The following is a 20908-nucleotide window of genomic DNA, read 5'->3' on the forward strand; positions in this document are numbered from 1 at the left end:
GGATCCCGTTTCCTAGGGAATCACATCCTAAATTTCATGCATGTATGTACTGTTCGAGGATAAATTGAAAAAAAGACACCATACTAAGATTACTCTACACCATGACATGTAGGAGGTAATCATATTGAAAAAAAGAATGCTATCTTTACTCATTTTATTCTTAACTTTTACATCTAATACATTTGCAGCTGAGCCGAGTGCAGATGGTCAAACATTGGTGAATTTGCGGATATTGGAAACCACTGATTTACATGCAGATTTGATAAATTATGATTACTATCAAACAAAAATGGATAATCGAATTGGATTGGTAAAGACAGCGACACTCATCCGTCTGGCACGGAAAGAAAGTAAAAACTCTTTGTTATTTGATGATGGAGATCATTTAAAAGGCAATCCACTCGGCGAGTATTTGGCTAGAATTAGAGGCATGCATAAAGGAAAAATACATCCCGTCTACCGGGCATTTAATTATTTAAAATATGATGCAATTGCAATTGGGAATCATGAATTTAATTACGGTTTAGGCTTTTTAAAAACTGCATTAAAAGGGGCACGGATGCCTGTCCTTAATACAAATGTGTTCTCAGTAAAGACAAATCAACCATACTTTAAGCCTTATACGATCCTAAATAGAAAAGTAATTGATCAAAGCGGCAGATCACACGAACTAAAAATTGGCGTTATTGCTTTAATGCCTACACATATTATGAAGTGGGACAAGGCCAATCTCGAAGGAAAAGTGTTTGCAAAACCCATGGTTGAAACGGCTAAAGAGTTTGTACCAATTCTCAAGGCAGAAGGAGCTGATATAATTATTGCCCTTGCCCATACTGGCATTAGCAATGAACCCTATCATGCCGATACTGAAAACGCCGTTTATTATTTAACTCAAATTCCAGAAATCGATGTCGTTCTGGCTGGGCATTCACACAGTGTCTTTCCTGGTCCCGTCTATCAAGCGCTGCCAAATACTAATATGGAGACAGGAGAAATCAACGGAAAACCTGTCGTAATGGCTGCAGCCTTTGGGAGCCGGCTCGGGATCATTGATCTTGAATTAAGCAATCGAACTGGGAAATGGCGGATCGTTGCACAAAAGTCATACACAAAACCCATTGTAGATGAAAAAGGCAGGTCCCTCGTCAAAACAGATATAGGATTGTATAAACTAGTCAAAGAGGAGCATGAGGAGACTGTTGATTTTATTAAGAAATTGGGGTTGTAATAAACACTGTGGTTAGGTAAAACAAGATTTACTATTTTCTATAAGACCTTTACATCCCTTGTTTAGTTTATTACAATAAAACATATAATACATATGTTGATTTTGTGGTGGAGTCTGTCAATACAGGCTCCCTTTTTGCATTTTTCGATAAATGTAAAACTACAGAGGGAGAAGTGGTTCATACATGTCAATACAAGCAATCATGGCAATAGGTGTATTTTTAATTACCTACGCTTTTATCGTCACAGAAAGGATTCACCGCACCATTATCGCAATGGCTGGTGGAATCATGATGGTCCTTTTAGGGATTGTTGGTCAAGAAACAGCCTTACATCACATTGATTTTAATACACTCGGGTTGTTGACGGGGATGATGATTATTGTTGCCATTACAACTGAGACGGGGTTATTCAAATTTATCGCTATTTGGGCAGCTAAAAAAGTAAAAGGCGACCCATTGAGGATATTACTTGCACTAGGAGTGATTACAGCTTTAGGCTCCGCTCTATTAGATAATGTCACCACGGTTCTACTAATGGTTCCTGTGACATTTAGTATCACAAGACAATTACGTGTTAATCCAATTCCGTTTTTAATTACTGAGGTTATTGCCTCTAATATCGGCGGTACTTCTACCTTGATTGGTGATCCACCAAATATCATGCTGGGTAGTGCTGTAAAGGAACTAACTTTCATGGCCTTTATTAACAATCTTACTGCCATATCTTTTTTCATTTTATTTGTAAATATCGGTATTTTAGCCTTCCTCTATCGAAAGCAGCTCCGAACGTCAACTGAATTGAAGGCTAGTTTAATGGACCTTGATGAAAAAGAAGAAATCACCGATAAAAAACTATTAATTAAGTCATTAACAGCTCTCTTCTTAACAATCTTAGGATTTTTCCTGCATCAACTGCTGCACATTGAATCAGCAACAGTGGCCCTAGCAGGCGCCTTTCTTTTACTTTTATTAACAGGTGAAGAATATTTGGATAAGTCTTTTTCGAAGGTAGAGTGGACAACCATTTTCTTCTTTATTGGGTTGTTTGTACTTGTTTCGGGCTTGATTGAAACAGGAGTCATATCTTTATTAGCCGATTACTCCGTCCATTTGACCGGCGGAGATGTTGCCTCTACATCGATCTTAATTCTCTGGGTTAGTGCGATTGCTTCGGCCTTTATCGATAACATTCCCTTTGTTGCTACAATGATTCCAATGATTAAGGATATGGGTGAACTGGGTATTCAAAATTTGGAACCACTCTGGTGGAGCCTGTCTCTGGGGGCCTGTCTCGGGGGAAATGGTACATTGATTGGCGCAAGTGCCAACGTGATTGTAGCTGGTCTGGCTGCAAAAGAAGGACATCAGATTACCTTTGGAAAGTTCCTATTAATCGCTTTTCCGTTAATGATACTTTCCATTGTGATTTGTACCTTCTACATTTATTTAAGATATTTAATATAGGGGGATTGGAAATGAGAGTCGAGTACACGTATGACAAAAAGCATATCGAACTAAAAGAAACGACGAACGGTAACGATATTGAATTTTTCATTACATTATTTAATACTGAGTTAAAGAAAAACCTTATGAAGGTACGGCAGTATTTTGATGACAATAGAGTATTAACAGATATTCTCTATTACATTCATCCGAATAACAACTATCAAGTAATTGTGAGGAATGACTTTTACAATGAATTTATCATTCAATTATTTAGGCAGCAACTATTAAAAGAAATTAAATGGACTTAAAAAGTGGGTGTCCCAAAAGTTTAACTTCTGTGGGCACCCACTTTTTTATACATTAAACTAGTCTGTTGATTTCCGCTCCAGGCGCGTGCGGTTCGCGTGCGGTTCGCGTGCGGTACGGGGAGCCTCATCGTCGCTTCGCTCCAATCAACAGAGTGTAAAAAATTTTCATCAGCCAACTTTTGGGTCAGCCTCTTTTTTAATTACCGATAATTACTCGAAGTACATTTGGATGCTGTTTAAAGGTTTTTGTCCCTGCTCCATAGCCAATAGAAGAAATTTTCATGGAAGGGATTGGACCGAATTCCTCAGCTAGTACAGCTATAATAGCCGCTCCAGTGGGTGTGGTTAGCTCTGCCCTTATTTCCGACTGTTCAAGTGGAACTCCTTTCAGAATTTCAAGTGTTGCCGGAGCTGGAACTGGATAAATTCCATGGTCAATACGAATTCTTCCTGTACCCACTGGGATAGGGGATGACTTTATTGTTTCAACATTTAATTGATGTATTAATATTGCTGCGCCTATTATATCGATAATCGAATCTATGGCACCTACCTCATGGAAATGAACCTTCTCTAAAGGAATTCCGTGAATAAGCCCTTCCGCTTCACCAATCCGTTTAAATATCCTGAATGCAGTTTCTTTTACTGGACTAGCAAAATCAGCTGCATCTATTAACTTTACAATATCTTTATAGGCACGGTGTTCGTGATGGTGGTGGCCATGGTCATGATCGTGACTATGGCCATGGTCGTGATTATGTCCATGGTCGTGGCTGTGCACATGGTCGTGGCTGTGCACATGGTCGTGACTGTGCACATGGTCGTGACTGTGCACATGGTCGTGACTGTGCACATGGTCGTGACTGTGCACATGGTCGTGATTATGTTCGTGATCATGGTGCTCACGATGGTGGTCTTGGGTTTCATGAACATGGTTAGGAGTTTGCTCTTTACCTTGTTCATTAGATATCTCAATTTGACTAGAATTATTTTGTAATATTACATCAAACTTTGTACTCGTAATTCCATTCTTGACGATCTTTTTCCATTTTAATTCGTATTCACCATCTAATTTAAGCTTCTTCAATTCTGCCTCTAAAAGTTCCGGGTCTGCTCCTGCATCAATTAGTGCACCAATGACCATATCCCCGCTAATTCCTGAAAAACAATCAAAGTAAAGTGTCTTCATTTTTTACGGTTTCCCCTTTTTGCGCTAGTTGATGAATTAAGACAGCATTATAGCCGCCGCCAAACCCATTATCAATATTGACAACACTGATTCCTGAGGCGCATGAATTTAGCATCGTTAAAAGTGCAGATAATCCATGAAAATTAGCACCATACCCAATGCTTGTCGGAACAGCAATAACGGGGTGTGAGACGAGACCTCCCACCACACTTGGAAGGGCTCCTTCCATTCCTGCCACCACAACAGATACAGTTGCCTGTTGAATTTCTTCTGCGTGGTTCAAAAGACGATGTATTCCTGCAACCCCTACATCATAAATGCGATGAACTGGACTGCCTAAAACTTCTGCAGTAACGGCAGCCTCCTCCGCAACTCTTAAATCCGAAGTGCCTGCAGCTATTACAGCAATGTATCCCTCTTTATTTTTTATTGGCACCGTTTCATCTTTCCAAAAAAGAATATGCGCTGTCTCATTATAAGTAAGTTCCGGACAAGTATGCAGGATGACTTCTGCCTTTTCTTTGGAAACCCTTGTGACAAGGATTTCGTTATTCCGTGCCCGTAAAGCTTGAATAATGGAAATAATTTGATCAGCTGTTTTCCCTTCTCCATAGATGACCTCAGCAAAGCCTTGACGTTTCTTACGATGATGGTCCACTTTAGCAAAGCCTAAATTTTCAAAGGTCGCTAATCTTTCTTTAGCCTCTGTAATACTAAGGGTTCCTGTTTGAACTTGTGTTAAAATTTCATCAAGCATAAGCTTCCCCCTTTATTTTCTAATTAAAATACTTTTTCATATCTGTAGCCAATTCAATATAATTCTGATAGATTCCCTTATAGAGTTCGCTTGTATCCTTATTTGGTAAGGTCGCTTCCCCCATCGGTATATTCATTTTAATATCTTCAAAAGATTCTACCTTATGAATCGCGACAAGGGCTGTCCATGCAGCACCCCAGGCAGCACTGTGGTGGCTTTCCGAAACATAAATCTCTGCTTGAAAAATATCCGCCATCATTTGCAGCCACAATGGAGATCTGGCTAAACCGCCATTAACATAAATCTTTTGCGGCTCTCCAGCTAACCTTTCCAGGGCTTTTCCTATTTGATGAAGATTAAACGTAATCCCTTCTAGCACGGCTCGAATAAAATGTTCTTTTTTATGGGTTATGGAAACTCCATAGAAATTCCCTTTTGCCCGTTGATTCCAGATTGGAGCTCGTTCACCATTTAGATAAGGAAGAAAGAGGATTCCATCTGCCCCCGGCCTAACCTTTTTTGCATCAGCTAAAAAGTCTGTAAAACTTCTATCGTCTTGTAAAAGATCCTTAAGCCATTGCAGGACTACCCCGCCATTGTTAGTTGGACCACCAATGATAGCGGTATCTTCTGTAAAGGAATAACAGAAAGTTTCTTGATTTTCACCAATCCTTACACCTCTTGTAAGCTGCCTGATTGCACCGCTCGTACCAACAGATACAGCCACTTCACCAGGTAAAATAGCGCCAATGCCGAGATTTGCCAATTGGCCGTCTGCAGCGCCTACAACAAATGGCATATTCGGATCTATTCCCATTTCTTCAGCCTTTGCCAGATTAATACCTGTTAAGGTTTTCGTCGGAGAAACAATTTCAGAAAGCTGGTCTTCTTTAATACCGGCAAGTTCTAATAAGTCTTGTACCCATTTATGTGTTTTTGGGTTGAATAATCCTGTTGCTGATGCCATGGAATAGTCGATTACCCTTTTACCAAACCAGCATTGCAGTAAGTATTCCTTGATGGACATAAAGTATCGGGCTCTTTTGTAAGGTTCATATTCTGTTTCTTTCATCCAGACTAGTTTTACAAAAGGTGTCATCGGATGAATCGGAGTCCCGGTTTGGGAATAAACCTGATCTCCCAAGGTTTTCATTATATTTTCAGCTTGTTCATAACTTCTTCCATCCGCCCAAATAAGTGCTGGGGATATTGGACTTCCTTCTTCATCCATACAAACTAGTGAATGCATCGCAGCAGAAAATCCAATGGTAACTAACTCATTTTTCTGGATAGCTGCTTTTTTAATTACTTCTTTTATAGCCTGAATGGAAGCTTGTTCAATTTCAACAGGATCTTGCTCCACCCAGCCCTGATGGGGATATGAGGAAGTGTTCATTTTCTCTACTTCGGCTACTAATTTTCCCTTTAACGTAAACACACAAGCTTTTACACTTGTTGTTCCAATATCAAGCCCCATTACATATTCACTTGACATAATTCATCTTCCTTTATTTATAACATTTTTAAAAGAAAAAGCTTTGGATTCTACCAAAGCCTTTTCTTTTTTCCTTATCACACTTAGGCAAAAATTATTTAGATAGAACTTTGTTCATACTACCACTCTGATAACCAACTAAGTCGAGTGTAACGTATTTGTATCCAAAGTCTTGAAGTTGTTTAACTATTTGTTCATGCTGACTTAAAATAATTGCCATATCGCTTGGTTCTACCTCTATTCTTGCTATCTCCTGGTGTGTCCTTACCCGGACTTGGTGAATATGAAGCGATCTTAAATAATCTTCGGCCTTTTCAACCTTGGTTAATTTCTCTTTTGTAATAAACTCCCCATAAGCTATTCTGGATGAGAGACAGGCTAAGGATGGTTTATTCCAGGTAGGCAAATTAAACCCTTTGGAAAGTTCTCTAATTTCTTCTTTATATAATTCCGCCTCCTGAAGCGGACCTCGGATTCCCTTTTCTTTAGCAGCCTTCATGCCGGGGCGAAATTCATTCATATCGTCTGCAATGACACCATAAATGACATTTTGAAATCCCTTTTTATCCATCACAGGGACTAAGTGCTCGAATAGACTGCTTTTACAAAAATAGCATCGGTTTTTATCGTTCTCTGCATACCCTGGGATTGCTAGTTCTGATGTTTCGATAACTTGGTGTTGGGCACCAATTATTTCTGCTAATTTCTTTGCCTCTTCCAATTCACTTGAGGGATAGCTTTCAGAGTCTGCTGTAACTGCAAGTACTTTTTCTGCACCTAACGTGTCAACTGCAGCTTTTAACAAAAACGTACTATCTACCCCTCCTGAGAATGCAACAACAACTGATTTCATTTCACGGAGAATGGATTGTAATTTTTTATACTTCTCTGTCAGCATTTCCCCAACTCCCTTACCATTTCTTTAATTCTATTCTCTTTTTAACATATTTTTAGAAAAGCTGGTTTATGTGAATTCAAACTAAATGGTCATACTTCCAAATCCGCCATCTACTCTTATCAAGGCACCAGTCACAAAGCTTGAAGCTTTATCTGAGGCAAGCCATACTGTCGCACCCTGAAGCTCCTCCGCTTCCCCAAAACGGTTCATTGGTGTATGTCTCATAATATTTTCAATTCTTTCTGCATCTAATATTTTACGATTTTGTTCAGCAGGGAAAAATCCAGGAATAATGGCATTTACACGAATTCCATTTGGTGCAAACTCACGAGCTAAATATTGGGTGACACTATTAAGTCCTGCTTTTGATACAGAATACGTAAATACCCGAGAAAGCGGTGTGGTTGAAGATACAGAGGAAATATTAATAATACTTCCCTTTCTATCTTGTTCAATCATCCTTTTCGCAAAAATTTGACAAGCTAATACAATTCCTTTTAGGTTAATTTCCATAATTTTATCATACTCATCCATTTCAAGTTCAAGAAATGGGGTTGAACTATTCGTTCCAGGTGCATTTAAGAGTATATCACAGCCGCCAGACCATTGGTCAATTTCATCCGCTGCTTTAATTAATGAGTCACGAGAACTGACATCCGCTTGAAATGCCTTTGCCTCGCCGCCATTATCGTTAATTTCCTTTACAACTGCTTCTGCCTTTTCCAAATTACGGCCGACAATGGCGACTCTTGCTCCATGTTCCGCTAAGCCCTTTGCCATGGCTGAACCTAATACACCATTTCCCCCGATTGCAACTGCTGTTTTTCCGGTTAAATCAAATAAATTTGCCATCTTTATTTCTCCCCTTTTTTAAAATAAATTTTCTTTATCATTAAATTTGAAATCATAAACATCTGAAATTTGCTCCATATTTGGGTGCTGTGCAATGTAAGGAAGCAATGGCTCTGAAACTTCAATCTCACTAAGCACTAATGTATTTTTAATCCTTACTAATTTAACTTTTGTAAAGTCTAAGATATTACAGGTTTTTACTGCTGCTTGAATTGCCATTTTATCATTCGGCAAGGTAGTAGCAATTTTGGTAGGTGCACAAACGGTTGAAGTCAACCCATTTGCATAAGTACCTTCTTTGTCCATCTTATCTACCAGCCGCTGGGTCGTAAAATCAGCTGTTCCTACTCCATTCGCATTCCCCTCTGATTGAACGGTTACATCAAGCACTACCATTTTGTTCACATCAGGTCCGCCTGATGCATATGGCGTTGGATAACGCCCGGTAATATTGGGATCCATACCATCCCCGCTAATATTTTTACCAATCTCGTCAATCAGGAGAACATCCAACTGATCAAAGAAAAGCTTCGGCAATAGCTCCTTTGCTTGCTGTTGTAGTGCAGGTTCTTTTTCCACAATCTCCTGAGGGGTAAGAACTTCGAGCACTGCCACTTTATCAAAAGCATTCTCAATTGTTGCAACCCCAAAAAGGAAAGGAGTTTTTTCCATAATCACCTTCGCCATTGCGGGAACATTCTCAGCCATATATTTAAAACCCATTTGATGACATGCTTCCGCCCCTTTTTGCTTCCCTAGTCCAATACTAATCATTTTCATAATGCCGCTTTCAACCGGACCTCGGAAGGCTGTATGAGGTTTTACTCGATTAATGACTACAATTCCATCTGCTTTTGATGCAAACTTATCAACATAGATTGGTAAACCGTTAGGCAATTCCCCAACTTTTACGACCTCCATCGATGATCGAATTTCACATCCTACAGTATCTTCTGTTACGCCTAGATGAGCTAACACCTCACGCTGCCCCTCTGCCGTTGCACCGCCGTGGCTTCCCATACTTGGAACAATGAATGGTTTCGCTCCTTGTTCCTTTAAGAATTGAACCGTTACCGCTGTTAATTCTACAAGACGGTCCAAACCTCTGCTTCCAACTGCAATAGCAATTTCCATCCCAGGCTGAATTTTCTCTTGAATATGTACCTGGTTTAATTTCATTCTTAGTTCTGATCCGAGGTCAACAATCTTATTATTTTCAAAATTCACCCTTACTTTGGCCATTTTTGGCACTGGAATATCTTTTAAGAGTTCTTGAAGAATTCCCATGTATTTCACTCCTTTGTTTAATGTAAGTTTACCACTTAGGAATCTATTCAATGTATAAACAGAGAGGAAGAATTCTCCCCCTGTAATCCCTTTCAAATTACCTTTTTTAAAATATTATTACAATTCTTATTTAATTTGTTTACCAAACAAACAAATTACATGTATAATATATCATTATGGGGTGCTAACGTCAATAAATAAATACGTATATTTCTTTTTAAAGTGCCCTGTTAAACGAGCTGTTGATCTTCACTCAAAACAGTCTTTCAAAAATAAATATATCGTTAACCCTTTTATAAGGATAAGGAGGTTTTTTATGCTCACTGGTGATGCATCACTTATAAAAAATATGAACAGATCGTTAATATTAAGTACAATCGTTGAGCATAAATGGATCTCGAGGGCAGAAATTGCTAAAGTAACCGGACTAAATAAAGCTACTATTTCTGTCCAGGTTTCCGAACTTTTGGAGAATGAATTAATAATCGAAGCACAGCTTGAACACACGAGTTTAGGCAGAAGACCCATTATGCTCTCAATTAACAACAATGCTGGTTTCGCCCTAGGGATTGATTTAGATAAGACTATGATTACCTTTACACTGGCTGATTTGAGTGGCTGTCCCGTTCACACGGATATAGTTGACCTGCAGGATTCTAACTACGATGTCATCCTTGATATACTTAGCCGGCAGATTAGAGACTACCAATCCAAATGTAAAAAAACTCATTATGGCCTAATTGCAGTCGTCATTGGGATTCATGGAATAGTCGATACCGATGAAGTCATTTATTTTGTTCCACAACATGATTGGAAAAACAAAACCTTAAAAAAAGACTTAGAAAGGGAAGTTGGCATTAAAATCCACATTGAAAATAATGCAAATTTATGTTCACTCGCGGAAAAAGTCTACAAACATCATCATAGTAAGAATTTACTTTCCGTAAGCTTATATTCTGGGATTGGACTTGGGTTTATGATCAATGGTGAATTAGTAAAGGGGTTTCATGGATATGCTGGTGAAATAGGCCATATGATCATCGTGCCCAATGGCTTGCCTTGCAGCTGCGGTAATTTAGGCTGTTGGGAACAGTATGCTTCAGAAAATAGCCTTATACGTCGAATCTCTCACGACCTCCAAAAACTTGATCTATGTTTTGAAGATATCCAGAATGGTCTTAACGACAAAGAACCGGCAATTTGTAAAGAAATGGAGCAATTTATCATGTATCTGTCCATTGGGCTAAATAATCTGATTAATCTTTATAACCCAGAAATTCTAGTCGTTAATAGTGCATTACTCCGTTTAAATCCGAATGCCATTGAAGAACTTAAAGCACATTTTACTTCTAGAATCAGCCATTATTCTCAGCTGTTACTATCCGAGTTCGGAAAAAAAGCTTGTATCATGGGAGCATGTGCAATGGGTATTCAAAAGTTTTTAGACGTTTCCGAGCTTAGTTTAACCCTGTAGCCATCATTCATTACGGCCTCCGGCACTGGAGGCTTTTTTCTATATCAATAAGAAAAAGTGCCCGGCACGTTTATGCCAGGCACTCCCTTTTAATCTTTTTTTCACATGCCGATTAGAACCAATCACCGTAACCTAACTCTCTTAAGTAGTTTCCTGAATCTTTTAACGTTTCAAATGGATCACGGCCATAAGTATCATCTTGTTCAATTAGGAAATATTGTACACCACTCTTCACACCAGCTTCGATTATACCCTTTATGTCCAAGTTGCCTTGACCAAGTTCCGCAAACTCAATTATATTTGTGAACTTTTGCATGAACTTAGACATATCTTTAAAATCTTCTTCACTTACATTCATATTTCCAATTCGATAATCTTTTAAGTGGATTAATGAGACCCGTCCAGCAAATCTATTAATCACATTAATCGGATTCTCGCCACCTCGTTGAACCCAGTGAACATCTAATTCGAAGCCAAGTTTAGAAGTGCTATCTTTCATAATGTCCAATAGACATTTTCCATCATATTTCTCAAATTCAATATGATGGTTATGGTAATATAATTCAATTCCATGCTCTGCTAGTCTTTCTGCCATTACTTCTGCATTCCGAATATACTCCATAGCTTGGTCCTTATGCCCCATAAGTTGAATCGGCATCATTCCAATTCGGATAAAATTACAATCTAAAAGTCTGCAATCATTCACAATTTTATCAAAGTCCTTTGTCAATGATTCACCAGGAAAGCCTGGCATGGTATCTAAAGGAGCAGAAATGGATGCAATTTTGATTCCAAAGTCAACGCTCGCTCTTCTTAATTCAGCTACATTTTCTTCTGTCATTTGAATTTGAGTTACCTCGACATAATGATAGCCAAGCTCGCTTAACTTTCTTAATGTTTCATATGCACCTAACTCCACGATTTTATCTTTAAGGTTAAACATTTGAACGCCAATTTTAGCTGTTTGCATATTCTAATTCCTCCATTTTTATCATCCTTTTTTCTTCTGAGGATTGGCGGATAGCGTCAATCATTTTAATCGATGTAAGGGCATCTTTCACCTTTACATAACTCTCTGAGTTGTTTATTATTGCGTTATAAAATTGATTGATGAGTTTAATATGGCTTGCCCCGTAATAGAATTTTGTCCCTGGCAGCTTAGCATCTTCAATCAATTTTTCTTTTTTTCCATCTTCATTGATTTTAATTAACATACTATCTTTGATGGTGAATTTTCCTTTTTCAAAGGACACCTCTATATCGACACTTGAATTTTCTGCATTGGCATTTGTGGCAAAAAATAATCCCTTTACTCCATTTTTAAAATGAATATGAGCGGATGCTGTATCTTCAACCTCAATCCCGTAATCCAATAATTGAGCAATGGACCCTTTAATTGAATCAATCTCACCGCCAAGCAGCTGCATTAAATCGATGGTATGGAGAGCTTGGTTAATCATCACTCCACCACCGGCAAGCTCCATCTTTCCCCGCCATGGTTTCACATCGTAGTATTCTTTTGGCCGAAACCAAGGGACTAATCCTTTTATCCCAATCATCTTTCCCAATTGACCGCTTGCGATTATTTCTTGCAGCAATTCAAAGGATTCATTATAACGATTTTGAAAGCATACACAGATTTTAGCCTGCAGCTCTTCCTCTAGCTTTGCTAAAGCCAAACCCTCTTGTGTATTCAAAGACAAGGGTTTTTCCTGAAAGACATGAACACCTTTTTCAACAATTACCTTTGTTACTGGATAGTGAAGATAGTGCGGCAAACAAACATGTACACAATCCAATGATTCTTTGTTCAGCATTTCTTGATAGTCTGTATAGAAATTTGCATCAGGTACGGTACTTCTTAATGATTCATCAAGATCACATACGGCCGTTAACATGGCATTAGGGTTTGCTTGTATAGCTGGAATATGAATTTTTGATATATCGCCAAGTCCTATAACTGCTATTTTGAGCATTAGCTATTCCCCTTTAAAATGAATTCGAGGAGGAAACAAGACTCCCCGAGTTCATATAGATTTATAGATTAATAAAATAGATTATTTAATTGGGTTCTCTTTTTCCTCTGCCACTTTTTTACTCAACTCAGCGAAGTATAGCTCTTCATCAATTGGAAGTTCTACTTCTTTACCTAACCAGCTCGATAGGTGGATTGCATTTGCCAGCGCAACGCCATTGATTCCATCACTGCCAGGTGCAAGAAGTGGTGTTCCTTCAAGGATATTCGCAGCAAAGTTCTCCATCACAGCAATGTGCTGACCGCCCCAAACACTTTCAAATTCAATTACTTCTTCTGTATAGATTTCAGATAATCCCTGACCCATGAAAATTTTTGTTACTTCTGCCCAGCTCATGGTTGCGCTCATTTCAGATTCTGATTTTTTTAAACGTTTAACGGTTATTTTTTTGCTATCATCGACAACGATTTTCCCTTTATCACCTAATATTTCAAAACGGTCTGTACCCATCACATCATGTGTACAGGTGATAAATACGCCTGTTGCGCCATTACCGTAGTCTAAGATTGTCGTTACTTCATCTTCTACAGCTATGTTTCTTTGGTAGCCGTATTTCACATTAGAATAGACCTTTTTAGGCATACCACAAATCCATTGAAGCAAATCAATTTGGTGTGGTGCCTGATTGACTAGGACACCGCCGCCTTCGCCGCCCCATGTGGCTCTCCATGCGCTTTGGTCATAATAGCCTTGTGGTCTCCACCAAGTCGTAATGATCCAGTTTGTACGGCGAATTTCGCCAATTTCACCATTATCAATAATTTCCTTCACCTTTTGATAGAGTGGATTTGTTCGTTGATTAAACATAATTCCGAAAGTTAATTCTGGTTTTGTAGCAGCAAATTCATTTAATTCTCTTACTTGTTTTGTATATACACCTGCTGGTTTTTCTACCAAGGCATGGATATCTCTTTTTAGTGCTTCAATTCCCATTTCAGGGTGAAGGTAATGTGGAACACAGGTAACTACAGCGTCAACTTTACCGCTTTCAAGCATATCAATATAGTTCTCAAAGAATGGAACGTCAGGATACTTTTCTGCTGCCAATTCCTTTTTTGCTGGGTCAGTGTCACAGATTGCTCCTAGTACCATGTTTTTCACTTTTCCATCTGCTAAAAATCCTGCATAAGCCCCGCCTTGTGCTCCTAAGCCAATAACTCCCAATCTAACATTTGCCATTTTATTTTTCCCCGCTTTCTATTTTTTCAAGAATGTTTACTAGTGACTCATATTGAAGTTTGTATCCGCCTGCACCATCAAGGCCTTTGTTATCTTTAATAATCTCTTGAGCATCCTCCAGTTCTAGATCCTTTAAAGAATCAAAGAGAACAAGATGAGGTTCAAGAGTTAGGAAGCCTTTGTAACCGCTTTGAATGGCTTGTGCTAAAATTTCAGGTATTTTACCTTCCCCTGAACCGCAGACCACATTTTGACTCTCGGTTGCAACTGCATCTTTAATGTGGATATAAACAATTTCATCTTTTAATAATTCGTAGCATTCCTGGGTATCCTCGCCACACTGAACGAAGTTAGCAAAATCGAAAATCGCCTTAAAATGGACTGAACCAACCTCTGTTAATATTTCGTGACAGCGTCTAGCAATGTCCCCATAAATGTCCTTTTCATTTTCATGTAATAAAATAACATCATATTTATCTGCTATTGCTGCAAACTCTTTTAGTTTACTAATAACTTCGTCTCTGTAGTTGTCAGCATCTTCATCCTTTGGAATATAAAAGCTAAAAATTCGGATATATTTACATTCTAATAAGTTAGCAATCTGGCAAAGTGTATCTAACATGGTCTTTTGTTTGGCAAATCCCTCTTCATCATTGATGAATACTTTGCCAATAGGCGATCCGATCGAAGAAACCCCAATCCCTGCTTTTTGAAGCCGCGGCAGGACACTTTCTTTTATCTCTTCCACAGTAAAATCACCGATATTTTTCCCATCAATACCACGCAAGGAGATGTAACGCATGCCTAATTCCGCTACAACTTCAAGCTGGGTATCAAAGTCAGAAGAGATTTCATCCGAAAAACCGGAAATCCATAAATCATTTTGCATTATCCTGTTCCTCCTTCTTCACACGAAATTCTACTTTTGTTTTTCTTTACGATATTGTGAAGGTGTTTTGCCCATTTTTTCTTTAAAATATCGACTAAAATGGGCAACGCTTTCAAATCCAACCGACTGTGAGACCTCTGTTAGAGTGAGATTTGGTTCCATCTCCAACAGGTACTTCACCTGGTTGAGACGGCAGCCCATTACATATTCCATTACGGTAAAACCAGTAACTTCCTTAAAAACATGTGAGGCATAGTACTTACTAAGATTTAATTCTCCTGCAATCTGTTCCAAACTTACCTTTTCCATATAGTGTTCATTAATCCATGAGGCAATTGACTCAGCATGAGCTTCCTTATCCGTTTTTTTACTCGTTATTTGAGATAATTCTTTTTGACTCATTTTATAAATTCTTAACAATAATTGAATTAACTCAAGTTTGACCTCGGCCTCTAATAGCTCATTTTTTTTATTGTTTCTTTGGAAGTCTAGATCAATTAGTTCCAACGAATCCGCAATATTCTTCATCATTCCATCTACTATTTGTCCAGATTCATCATATCCCGTTCGCAATAAGCAGTTATTAAGTTTTTTAAAGGGATCTAATAAATTAGGGATACCAAGAGTACCCAACAATTCACGGAGCCAAGTAGGTGAAAAATGAAGCATACTTCTTGTGTAAGTGCTGCCAGGACCCGGATTTGGTTTATGCAAGGTCATCCCATCCAACAAAATAATATCACCAGGCTGTAATTCATAAATTCGATTGTTAATTAAGTACTTACAATCACCCGAATGAAAAAAATAAATCTCATATTCTTGGTGGGAGTGAAAATTAAATGAGTTGTCCAAACCCTGTACTCGATAAAAAGCTGTTATCCATTCATCCATAATTTTTTTGCTATAGTTAGATGAACTCACTTGATCCATTAGTTCCACGCCCTTAAAAGTAAGCGTTAACAACTGAATTGTTAACCAACTACATTTTCATTTTATTGCACTTCATATTAAAAATCATTCTCTAAAAATGCTCAAATATCCATCTTTTTTGTCTTAGATTGCTTTTTAATAATAATTCCCAGTCAAATCTAACAAAAAAAAGAGACTAACCAACCATTATGGGCCAGTATAGTCTCTATTATTACTTTACAATGTAAATCCTTATTCCATCCAGTTTGTATGGAATACGCCTTCTTTATCAACACGCTGATACGTGTGAGCACCAAAGTAGTCGCGCTGAGCTTGCAACAGATTGGCAGGAAGTGTTTCAGTGCGGTAGCTGTCATAGTAAGCAATTGCACTTGCAAATGATGGTACAGGAATACCACGCTCAATCGCCACTGCAATGACTTGACGTAACGCCTGTTGGTAGTTCTCTACAATATCCTTGAAGTATGGATCTAATAAAAGGTTTGCTAGTTCTGAATCACGATCGTATGCATCTTTGATTTTTTGTAAGAACTGAGCACGGATAATACAGCCTCCACGGAAGATCATTGCAATATCCCCATAACGAAGGTTCCAGTCATATTCTTCAGATGCGACACGCATTTGGGCAAAACCTTGAGCATATGAGCAAATTTTACTCATATATAATGCTTTACGAACAGCTTCAATTAATTCTTCCTTGCTGCCATCGAATGGTTTAACCTCAGGTCCTGTTAATACTTTACTTGCTTTTACACGCTCTTCTTTCATTGCTGAGATAAAGCGAGCGAATACTGATTCTGTGATAATTGGAAGTGGCACACCTAAATCTAGAGCATTTTGGCTTGTCCACTTACCAGTACCTTTTTGACCGGCAGTATCTAGGATTACATCGACCATTGGTTTACCTGTATCTTCGTCCACCTTTGTAAAGATATCCGCAGTAATTTCGATCAAGTAGCTATCTAATTCGCCTTTATTCCATTCAGAAAATACATTATGAAGTTCTTCAGCACCTAAGCCAAGAACATTTTTCAAAATGAAATATGCTTCTGAGATTAATTGCATATCTCCATACTCAATTCCATTATGAACCATTTTCACATAATGACCGGCACCGTTTGGTCCAATATAAGTACAACATGGATCGCCCCCAACCTTAGCTGAGATAGCTTCTAAGATAGGCTGAACTAATTCATATGCTTCTTTATTCCCGCCAGGCATAATCGATGGTCCTTTAAGTGCTCCTTCTTCTCCTCCGGAAACGCCTGTTCCAATAAAATGGAAACCAGCATTAGCTAATTCTTTGTTACGTCTAATTGTATCTTGGAAGAATGTATTACCACCGTCGATTAGGATATCTCCTTCTTCTAAAAATGGTTTTAGAGAGTCGATTGTTGCATCCGTTCCTGCACCAGCTTTAACCATTAGTAAAATCTTGCGCGGCTTTTCTAGAGAATTTACAAATTCCTCTACAGTTTTAGCCCCAACAAAATTCTTCCCTTCAGCTTCGTTCTTTAAAAAGCTTTCTGTTTTATCATAGGAGCGGTTAAAAACAGCTACAGAATAGCCACGGCTCTCAATATTAAGTGCCAAGTTCTTACCCATGACTGCTAATCCAACTACACCAATTTGTTGTTTTGACATACTATCCCTCTTTCATTGTTGTATTCTTTATAGATAACCATATTCTTGCCCTAATGACAATAAAAAAGTGCTTATTTAAAAATATAATCAGGTAATTCAGTCTAATCAGGGATGGCCCTTAGCGTGTCATCCCTTTCTACATCTTAGCGCTCCAAAAAGAAGTGTTCGGCATTATCATAGCAAATATTCCGAACCATTTTTTCCATATGCTTCAGATCATTTGGCGCTAAGCCCTTTTCAACCCAATCGCCAAGGATGTTACATAGAATTCTACGGAAATAATCATGACGCGCATATGACAGGAAGCTGCGAGAATCCGTTAACATACCAATAAAGTGGCTTAATACACCAACATTTGCAAAATCCTTCATCTGTCTTTCCATACCATCGATATGGTCAACAAACCACCAGCCCGAACCTAGTTGAACCTTACCAGGAATACCCTCTTCATAAAAGTTCCCCATCATTCCTGCTAACACGACATTATCTTTTTGGTTCAAGTTAAATAAAACAGTTCTTGGAAGTGCATTTATTTGATCAAGGGAATCAAGGAATCGAGATAACCCCTCCGCCATATTAGCTTCACCAACTGAATCAAATCCTACATCTGTTCCGAGCAGTTCTTTCATTCTTGTGTTATTATTCCGCATGGCTCCCATATGAAGCTGCATAACCCAGTGTTTTTCAGCATACATTTTGCCAAGTTCCTTTAATAGGAAAATACGATATGCAATCAATTCTTGATTTGAAAGTTGTTCTCCGCTTACGCGTTTATTGAAAATGACTTCAACCTCTTGTTTGGTTGTTTCTACATATTCCATTTTTTGAATATCATGGTCAGAGGCACGGCCTCCATGTTCATGAAAATATTCGACTCGCTGGTTTAGTGCTGCTAAAAATCCATCTAAGGAATCCGTTTTTATGCCAGAAACATCTGCTAATTTTTCAATCCAGCTTTTGAAAGTTGGACGTTCAATAAAAAGCGCACCGTCAGGACGGAAAGTTGGAGCAATCATCGAGTTAAACGTTTCATCATTTTTCAATAATTGATGATATTCTAAAGTGGAAATTGGATCGTCAGTAGTTCCGATAAACTTTACGTTCGATCTCTCAATTAGCCCTCTTGCACTGAATTCAGGCTTCTGTAATTTTTCATTACATTCCTCCCAAATTTCACGAGCAGTTTCAGGACTTAAAACCTTATCAATTCCGAAGAACATTTTTAACTCTAAATGTGTCCAATGATAAACAGGGTTGCCAATTAAATGTGGAACGGTTTCTGCCCACTTTTCAAATTTTTCCCAATCACTAGCATCGCCGGTAATGTAGCGTTCGCCAATACCGTGCATACGCATTGTTCTCCACTTGTAATGGTCTCCGCCGAGCCATATTTGCGTTATAGTTTCATAAGACTTATTTTCCCATACTTCCTTAGGATCTAAATGACAATGAAAATCAAAAATAGGCGCCTCAGCTGCCGCATTTTCGTAAAGCTTAACAGCCGTCTTTGAATTTAATAAGAAGTGTTGGTCCATAAAATTTTTCAATCAAAGTCCTCTCCTTTAACTTAAATTTATATTGTTAGCTTACCCACTGTAACCCCTTACAGAATTACCAATACATCTCTTAAAAAAATAAATAATCTCAAACTCCTTTAATTTGTTTAATAAACAAATTAACTACATTCATAATTTAACACTTTTAATATGTTTAGTCAATTAACTATTTAGGAATTATTGAATAATAACCCGTCATTTATTAAATAGAACTGATATAATAGAAATATACATAAAGGCAAATGCCCGAAATGGAGGATATACATGGTTACCGGTGATGCGGCATATATAAAGAAAATTAATCGCTCTCTCATTATTAGAGAAATAGTTAAAGAAGGAATGATATCAAGAGCCGATTTATCCAAGTCCACTAACCTGACGAGAGCAACCATCTCTGCCCAGGTTGCAGACCTATTAGAAGAAGGGCTCATTATCGAAACCCATCTTGAGCACTATACCGTTGGAAGAAAACCGATTATGCTTTCTTTGAACGGAAATGCTGGCTATGCACTTGGAATTGATCTTGATTATGGAGAACTATCATTTACAATATCAGATCTTCTTGGTTGTCCGATCTCATCAAATAGTGTCAAAATCAATACTACAGATTATAAAGACATTCTTCAGCTGCTTATTGAACAGATCAAAAAATTCAAAGCTGAGTTTAATGATAGCCGCTATGGGATTGTTGGGATTGTTATCGCGATCCATGGCTTGGTATCAAAAGAAGAGATCATCCACTATGTGCCGCGATTGAAATGGCATGAGAAGAACTTAAAAAGTGATTTAGAAAGAGAAATCGGTATCCCGATTCATCTTGAAAACAATGCCAATCTTAGTTCTTTTGCAGAGCGTGTATTTGTACATCATGAAACAGACAACTTATTATGCGCAACCCTCTATTCAGGAATCGGTCTTGGCATGATGATGAATAATGATTTTTTCCGAGGCCATGAAGGGTATGCAGGTGAAATTGGTCATATGATTGTTGTTCCTGGGGGTAAACAGTGTAATTGTGGAAATAAAGGATGCTGGGAAAGATATGCCTCAGAATCAATTATTTTTCAACATCTGTCTGAATTAAGACAAATTGAGAATTTAACTTATGAACAAATCCAAGAATGGCTAAATGAGGGGGATGAAGAAGTACTCGATGTAATGGAGCAATTTATTTTCTATCTATCAATTGGTTTAAATAATATGATTAATATGTATAATCCAGATGTAATTGTCCTTGATAGTAAACTTCTGCGTATTTATCCGAATTCTCTTAAGAAAATAAGTGATAATCTGAACTCATCTATCAGCCATTACCGTGAATTGAGAATTTCATCCATTGGCAGGAAGTCAAGCATTCTGGGAGCCTGCGCACTTGCAATCAAGCAATTTCTTGATGTTCCAATGTTAAATTTACCTTTTCTTTTGAAAACAGTTCCGGATGAAAGCGTCATCATTTGATTTGAACTATGCCCCTTCCTGCTATAGCCATAAGGGGGTTCATTTTTCTGATGCTATCTTATTAATAGACATAAAAATTGACGTATGAATTAGCATACGTCTTTTTCTTATCTATTTATGTAATGCATGATGGTGAACCATATTGTAAATAGAGGTGGATTTTTTACATCTGCTCAACTTCGGACAAGGTATTACCAAAGAAATGAGTTGGTGTCCGAAGACGGATGAACTTCGGACAAGGTGAAGCTAAATTAGGTTCGTGGTGTCCGATGTCGAGCGAA

General features: G+C 38.1%; 18 protein-coding genes. 5 read left to right on the top strand and 13 right to left on the bottom strand.

The window, feature by feature from the left end; all coding sequences use genetic code 11:
• Positions 1-124 precede the first annotated feature (124 nt).
• From V7077_RS02210 to V7077_RS02220, 3 genes are all read left to right on the top strand, one after another.
• Positions 125-1228, top strand: a complete 1104-nt coding sequence (locus V7077_RS02210) for a metallophosphoesterase (protein ID WP_335498210.1) — start codon at positions 125-127, stop codon at positions 1226-1228.
• Between the two features lie 184 nt (positions 1229-1412).
• Positions 1413-2693, top strand: a complete 1281-nt coding sequence (locus V7077_RS02215) for an ArsB/NhaD family transporter (RefSeq protein ID WP_335498211.1) — start codon at positions 1413-1415, stop codon at positions 2691-2693.
• Between the two features lie 11 nt (positions 2694-2704).
• Positions 2705-2983, top strand: coding sequence for a hypothetical protein (locus tag V7077_RS02220; RefSeq protein WP_335498212.1), 279 nt, complete (start codon positions 2705-2707; stop codon positions 2981-2983).
• A 196-nt stretch (positions 2984-3179) separates the two neighbouring features.
• Here the strand turns inward: V7077_RS02220 and V7077_RS02225 are convergent, their stop codons facing one another.
• The 6 genes from V7077_RS02225 to V7077_RS02250 form a co-directional block, all read right to left on the bottom strand.
• A complete protein-coding gene (locus V7077_RS02225; protein ID WP_335498213.1) occupies positions 3180-4172 on the bottom strand; it encodes a LarC family nickel insertion protein in 993 nt (330 codons plus the stop codon).
• Complete coding sequence (larB, locus tag V7077_RS02230) at positions 4153-4929, bottom strand: nickel pincer cofactor biosynthesis protein LarB (RefSeq protein ID WP_335498214.1); 777 nt, start codon at positions 4927-4929, stop codon at positions 4153-4155. Before larB ends, V7077_RS02225 begins: the two co-directional genes overlap by 20 nt.
• A gap of 19 nt (positions 4930-4948) precedes the next feature.
• A complete protein-coding gene (locus V7077_RS02235; RefSeq protein WP_335498215.1) occupies positions 4949-6424 on the bottom strand; it encodes a gluconokinase in 1476 nt (491 codons plus the stop codon).
• A gap of 94 nt (positions 6425-6518) precedes the next feature.
• Positions 6519-7322 (bottom strand): ATP-dependent sacrificial sulfur transferase LarE, encoded by an 804-nt coding sequence (gene larE / locus V7077_RS02240; RefSeq protein WP_335498216.1) that lies wholly within the window; start codon positions 7320-7322, stop codon positions 6519-6521.
• A gap of 81 nt (positions 7323-7403) precedes the next feature.
• Entirely contained in the window at positions 7404-8174 is a 771-nt protein-coding gene (locus V7077_RS02245) for an SDR family oxidoreductase (RefSeq protein ID WP_335498217.1), read from the bottom strand.
• 18 nt (positions 8175-8192) lie between these two features.
• A complete protein-coding gene (locus V7077_RS02250) occupies positions 8193-9461 on the bottom strand; it encodes a lactate racemase domain-containing protein (protein ID WP_335498218.1) in 1269 nt (422 codons plus the stop codon).
• Positions 9462-9777: 316 nt separating this feature from the next.
• Here V7077_RS02250 and V7077_RS02255 point away from each other — a divergent pair, with 316 nt between their 5' ends.
• Positions 9778-10935, top strand: a complete 1158-nt coding sequence (locus V7077_RS02255; protein ID WP_335498219.1) for an ROK family transcriptional regulator — start codon at positions 9778-9780, stop codon at positions 10933-10935.
• A 112-nt stretch (positions 10936-11047) separates the two neighbouring features.
• Here V7077_RS02255 and V7077_RS02260 read toward each other — a convergent pair whose 3' ends face one another.
• The 7 genes from V7077_RS02260 to uxaC all read right to left on the bottom strand — a co-directional run bounded on the left by V7077_RS02260 (position 11048) and on the right by uxaC (position 19160).
• Positions 11048-11905: a sugar phosphate isomerase/epimerase family protein gene (locus V7077_RS02260; protein ID WP_335498221.1), complete on the bottom strand. Its 858-nt coding sequence runs from the start codon at positions 11903-11905 to the stop codon at positions 11048-11050.
• Entirely contained in the window at positions 11892-12911 is a 1020-nt protein-coding gene (locus V7077_RS02265) for a Gfo/Idh/MocA family protein (protein WP_335498222.1), read from the bottom strand. The genes V7077_RS02260 and V7077_RS02265 overlap by 14 nt, the downstream gene beginning before the upstream one ends.
• Positions 12912-12992: 81 nt before the next feature.
• The gene (locus tag V7077_RS02270) at positions 12993-14150 is read right to left on the bottom strand and encodes a Gfo/Idh/MocA family protein (protein ID WP_335498223.1); all 1158 of its coding nucleotides are present in this window, start codon (positions 14148-14150) and stop codon (positions 12993-12995) included.
• Position 14151: 1 nt separating this feature from the next.
• Entirely contained in the window at positions 14152-15039 is an 888-nt protein-coding gene (locus tag V7077_RS02275) for a sugar phosphate isomerase/epimerase family protein (RefSeq protein WP_335498224.1), read from the bottom strand.
• Positions 15040-15069: 30 nt separating this feature from the next.
• Positions 15070-15969 carry an AraC family transcriptional regulator gene (locus V7077_RS02280; protein ID WP_335498225.1) on the bottom strand — a complete coding sequence of 300 codons (900 nt, stop codon included), beginning with the start codon at positions 15967-15969 and terminating at the stop codon, positions 15070-15072.
• Positions 15970-16200: 231 nt separating this feature from the next.
• Positions 16201-17613, bottom strand: a complete 1413-nt coding sequence (gene gndA / locus V7077_RS02285) for an NADP-dependent phosphogluconate dehydrogenase (RefSeq protein WP_335498226.1) — start codon at positions 17611-17613, stop codon at positions 16201-16203.
• Between the two features lie 143 nt (positions 17614-17756).
• Positions 17757-19160: a glucuronate isomerase gene (uxaC, locus tag V7077_RS02290; RefSeq protein ID WP_335498227.1), complete on the bottom strand. Its 1404-nt coding sequence runs from the start codon at positions 19158-19160 to the stop codon at positions 17757-17759.
• A 273-nt stretch (positions 19161-19433) separates the two neighbouring features.
• On the opposite strand from uxaC, the gene V7077_RS02295 reads away from it, so the two are divergent.
• The gene (locus tag V7077_RS02295; protein WP_335498228.1) at positions 19434-20627 is read left to right on the top strand and encodes an ROK family transcriptional regulator; all 1194 of its coding nucleotides are present in this window, start codon (positions 19434-19436) and stop codon (positions 20625-20627) included.
• Positions 20628-20908: the final 281 nt, after the last annotated feature.

The sequence above is a fragment of the Neobacillus vireti genome, assembly GCF_036962465.1.
In the GTDB taxonomy this organism is placed as follows: domain Bacteria; phylum Bacillota; class Bacilli; order Bacillales; family Cytobacillaceae; genus Neobacillus; species Neobacillus vireti_B.

Excerpts from the sequence above, each read along its gene's own strand:
- V7077_RS02295 (WP_335498228.1), top strand. The coding sequence starts at position 19,434 with ATGGTTACCGGTGATGCGGCATATATAAAGAAAATTAATCGCTCTCTC.
- V7077_RS02250 (WP_335498218.1), bottom strand. The coding sequence starts at position 9,461 with ATGGGAATTCTTCAAGAACTCTTAAAAGATATTCCAGTGCCAAAAATG.
- gndA (WP_335498226.1), bottom strand. The coding sequence starts at position 17,613 with ATGTCAAAACAACAAATTGGTGTAGTTGGATTAGCAGTCATGGGTAAG.
- V7077_RS02280 (WP_335498225.1), bottom strand. The coding sequence starts at position 15,969 with ATGGATCAAGTGAGTTCATCTAACTATAGCAAAAAAATTATGGATGAA.
- V7077_RS02275 (WP_335498224.1), bottom strand. The coding sequence starts at position 15,039 with ATGCAAAATGATTTATGGATTTCCGGTTTTTCGGATGAAATCTCTTCT.
- V7077_RS02245 (WP_335498217.1), bottom strand. The coding sequence starts at position 8,174 with ATGGCAAATTTATTTGATTTAACCGGAAAAACAGCAGTTGCAATCGGG.
- V7077_RS02220 (WP_335498212.1), top strand. The coding sequence starts at position 2,705 with ATGAGAGTCGAGTACACGTATGACAAAAAGCATATCGAACTAAAAGAA.
- V7077_RS02270 (WP_335498223.1), bottom strand. The coding sequence starts at position 14,150 with ATGGCAAATGTTAGATTGGGAGTTATTGGCTTAGGAGCACAAGGCGGG.
- larB (WP_335498214.1), bottom strand. The coding sequence starts at position 4,929 with ATGCTTGATGAAATTTTAACACAAGTTCAAACAGGAACCCTTAGTATT.
- V7077_RS02235 (WP_335498215.1), bottom strand. The coding sequence starts at position 6,424 with ATGTCAAGTGAATATGTAATGGGGCTTGATATTGGAACAACAAGTGTA.
- larE (WP_335498216.1), bottom strand. The coding sequence starts at position 7,322 with ATGCTGACAGAGAAGTATAAAAAATTACAATCCATTCTCCGTGAAATG.
- V7077_RS02255 (WP_335498219.1), top strand. The coding sequence starts at position 9,778 with ATGCTCACTGGTGATGCATCACTTATAAAAAATATGAACAGATCGTTA.
- V7077_RS02225 (WP_335498213.1), bottom strand. The coding sequence starts at position 4,172 with ATGAAGACACTTTACTTTGATTGTTTTTCAGGAATTAGCGGGGATATG.
- V7077_RS02215 (WP_335498211.1), top strand. The coding sequence starts at position 1,413 with ATGTCAATACAAGCAATCATGGCAATAGGTGTATTTTTAATTACCTAC.
- V7077_RS02260 (WP_335498221.1), bottom strand. The coding sequence starts at position 11,905 with ATGCAAACAGCTAAAATTGGCGTTCAAATGTTTAACCTTAAAGATAAA.
- V7077_RS02265 (WP_335498222.1), bottom strand. The coding sequence starts at position 12,911 with ATGCTCAAAATAGCAGTTATAGGACTTGGCGATATATCAAAAATTCAT.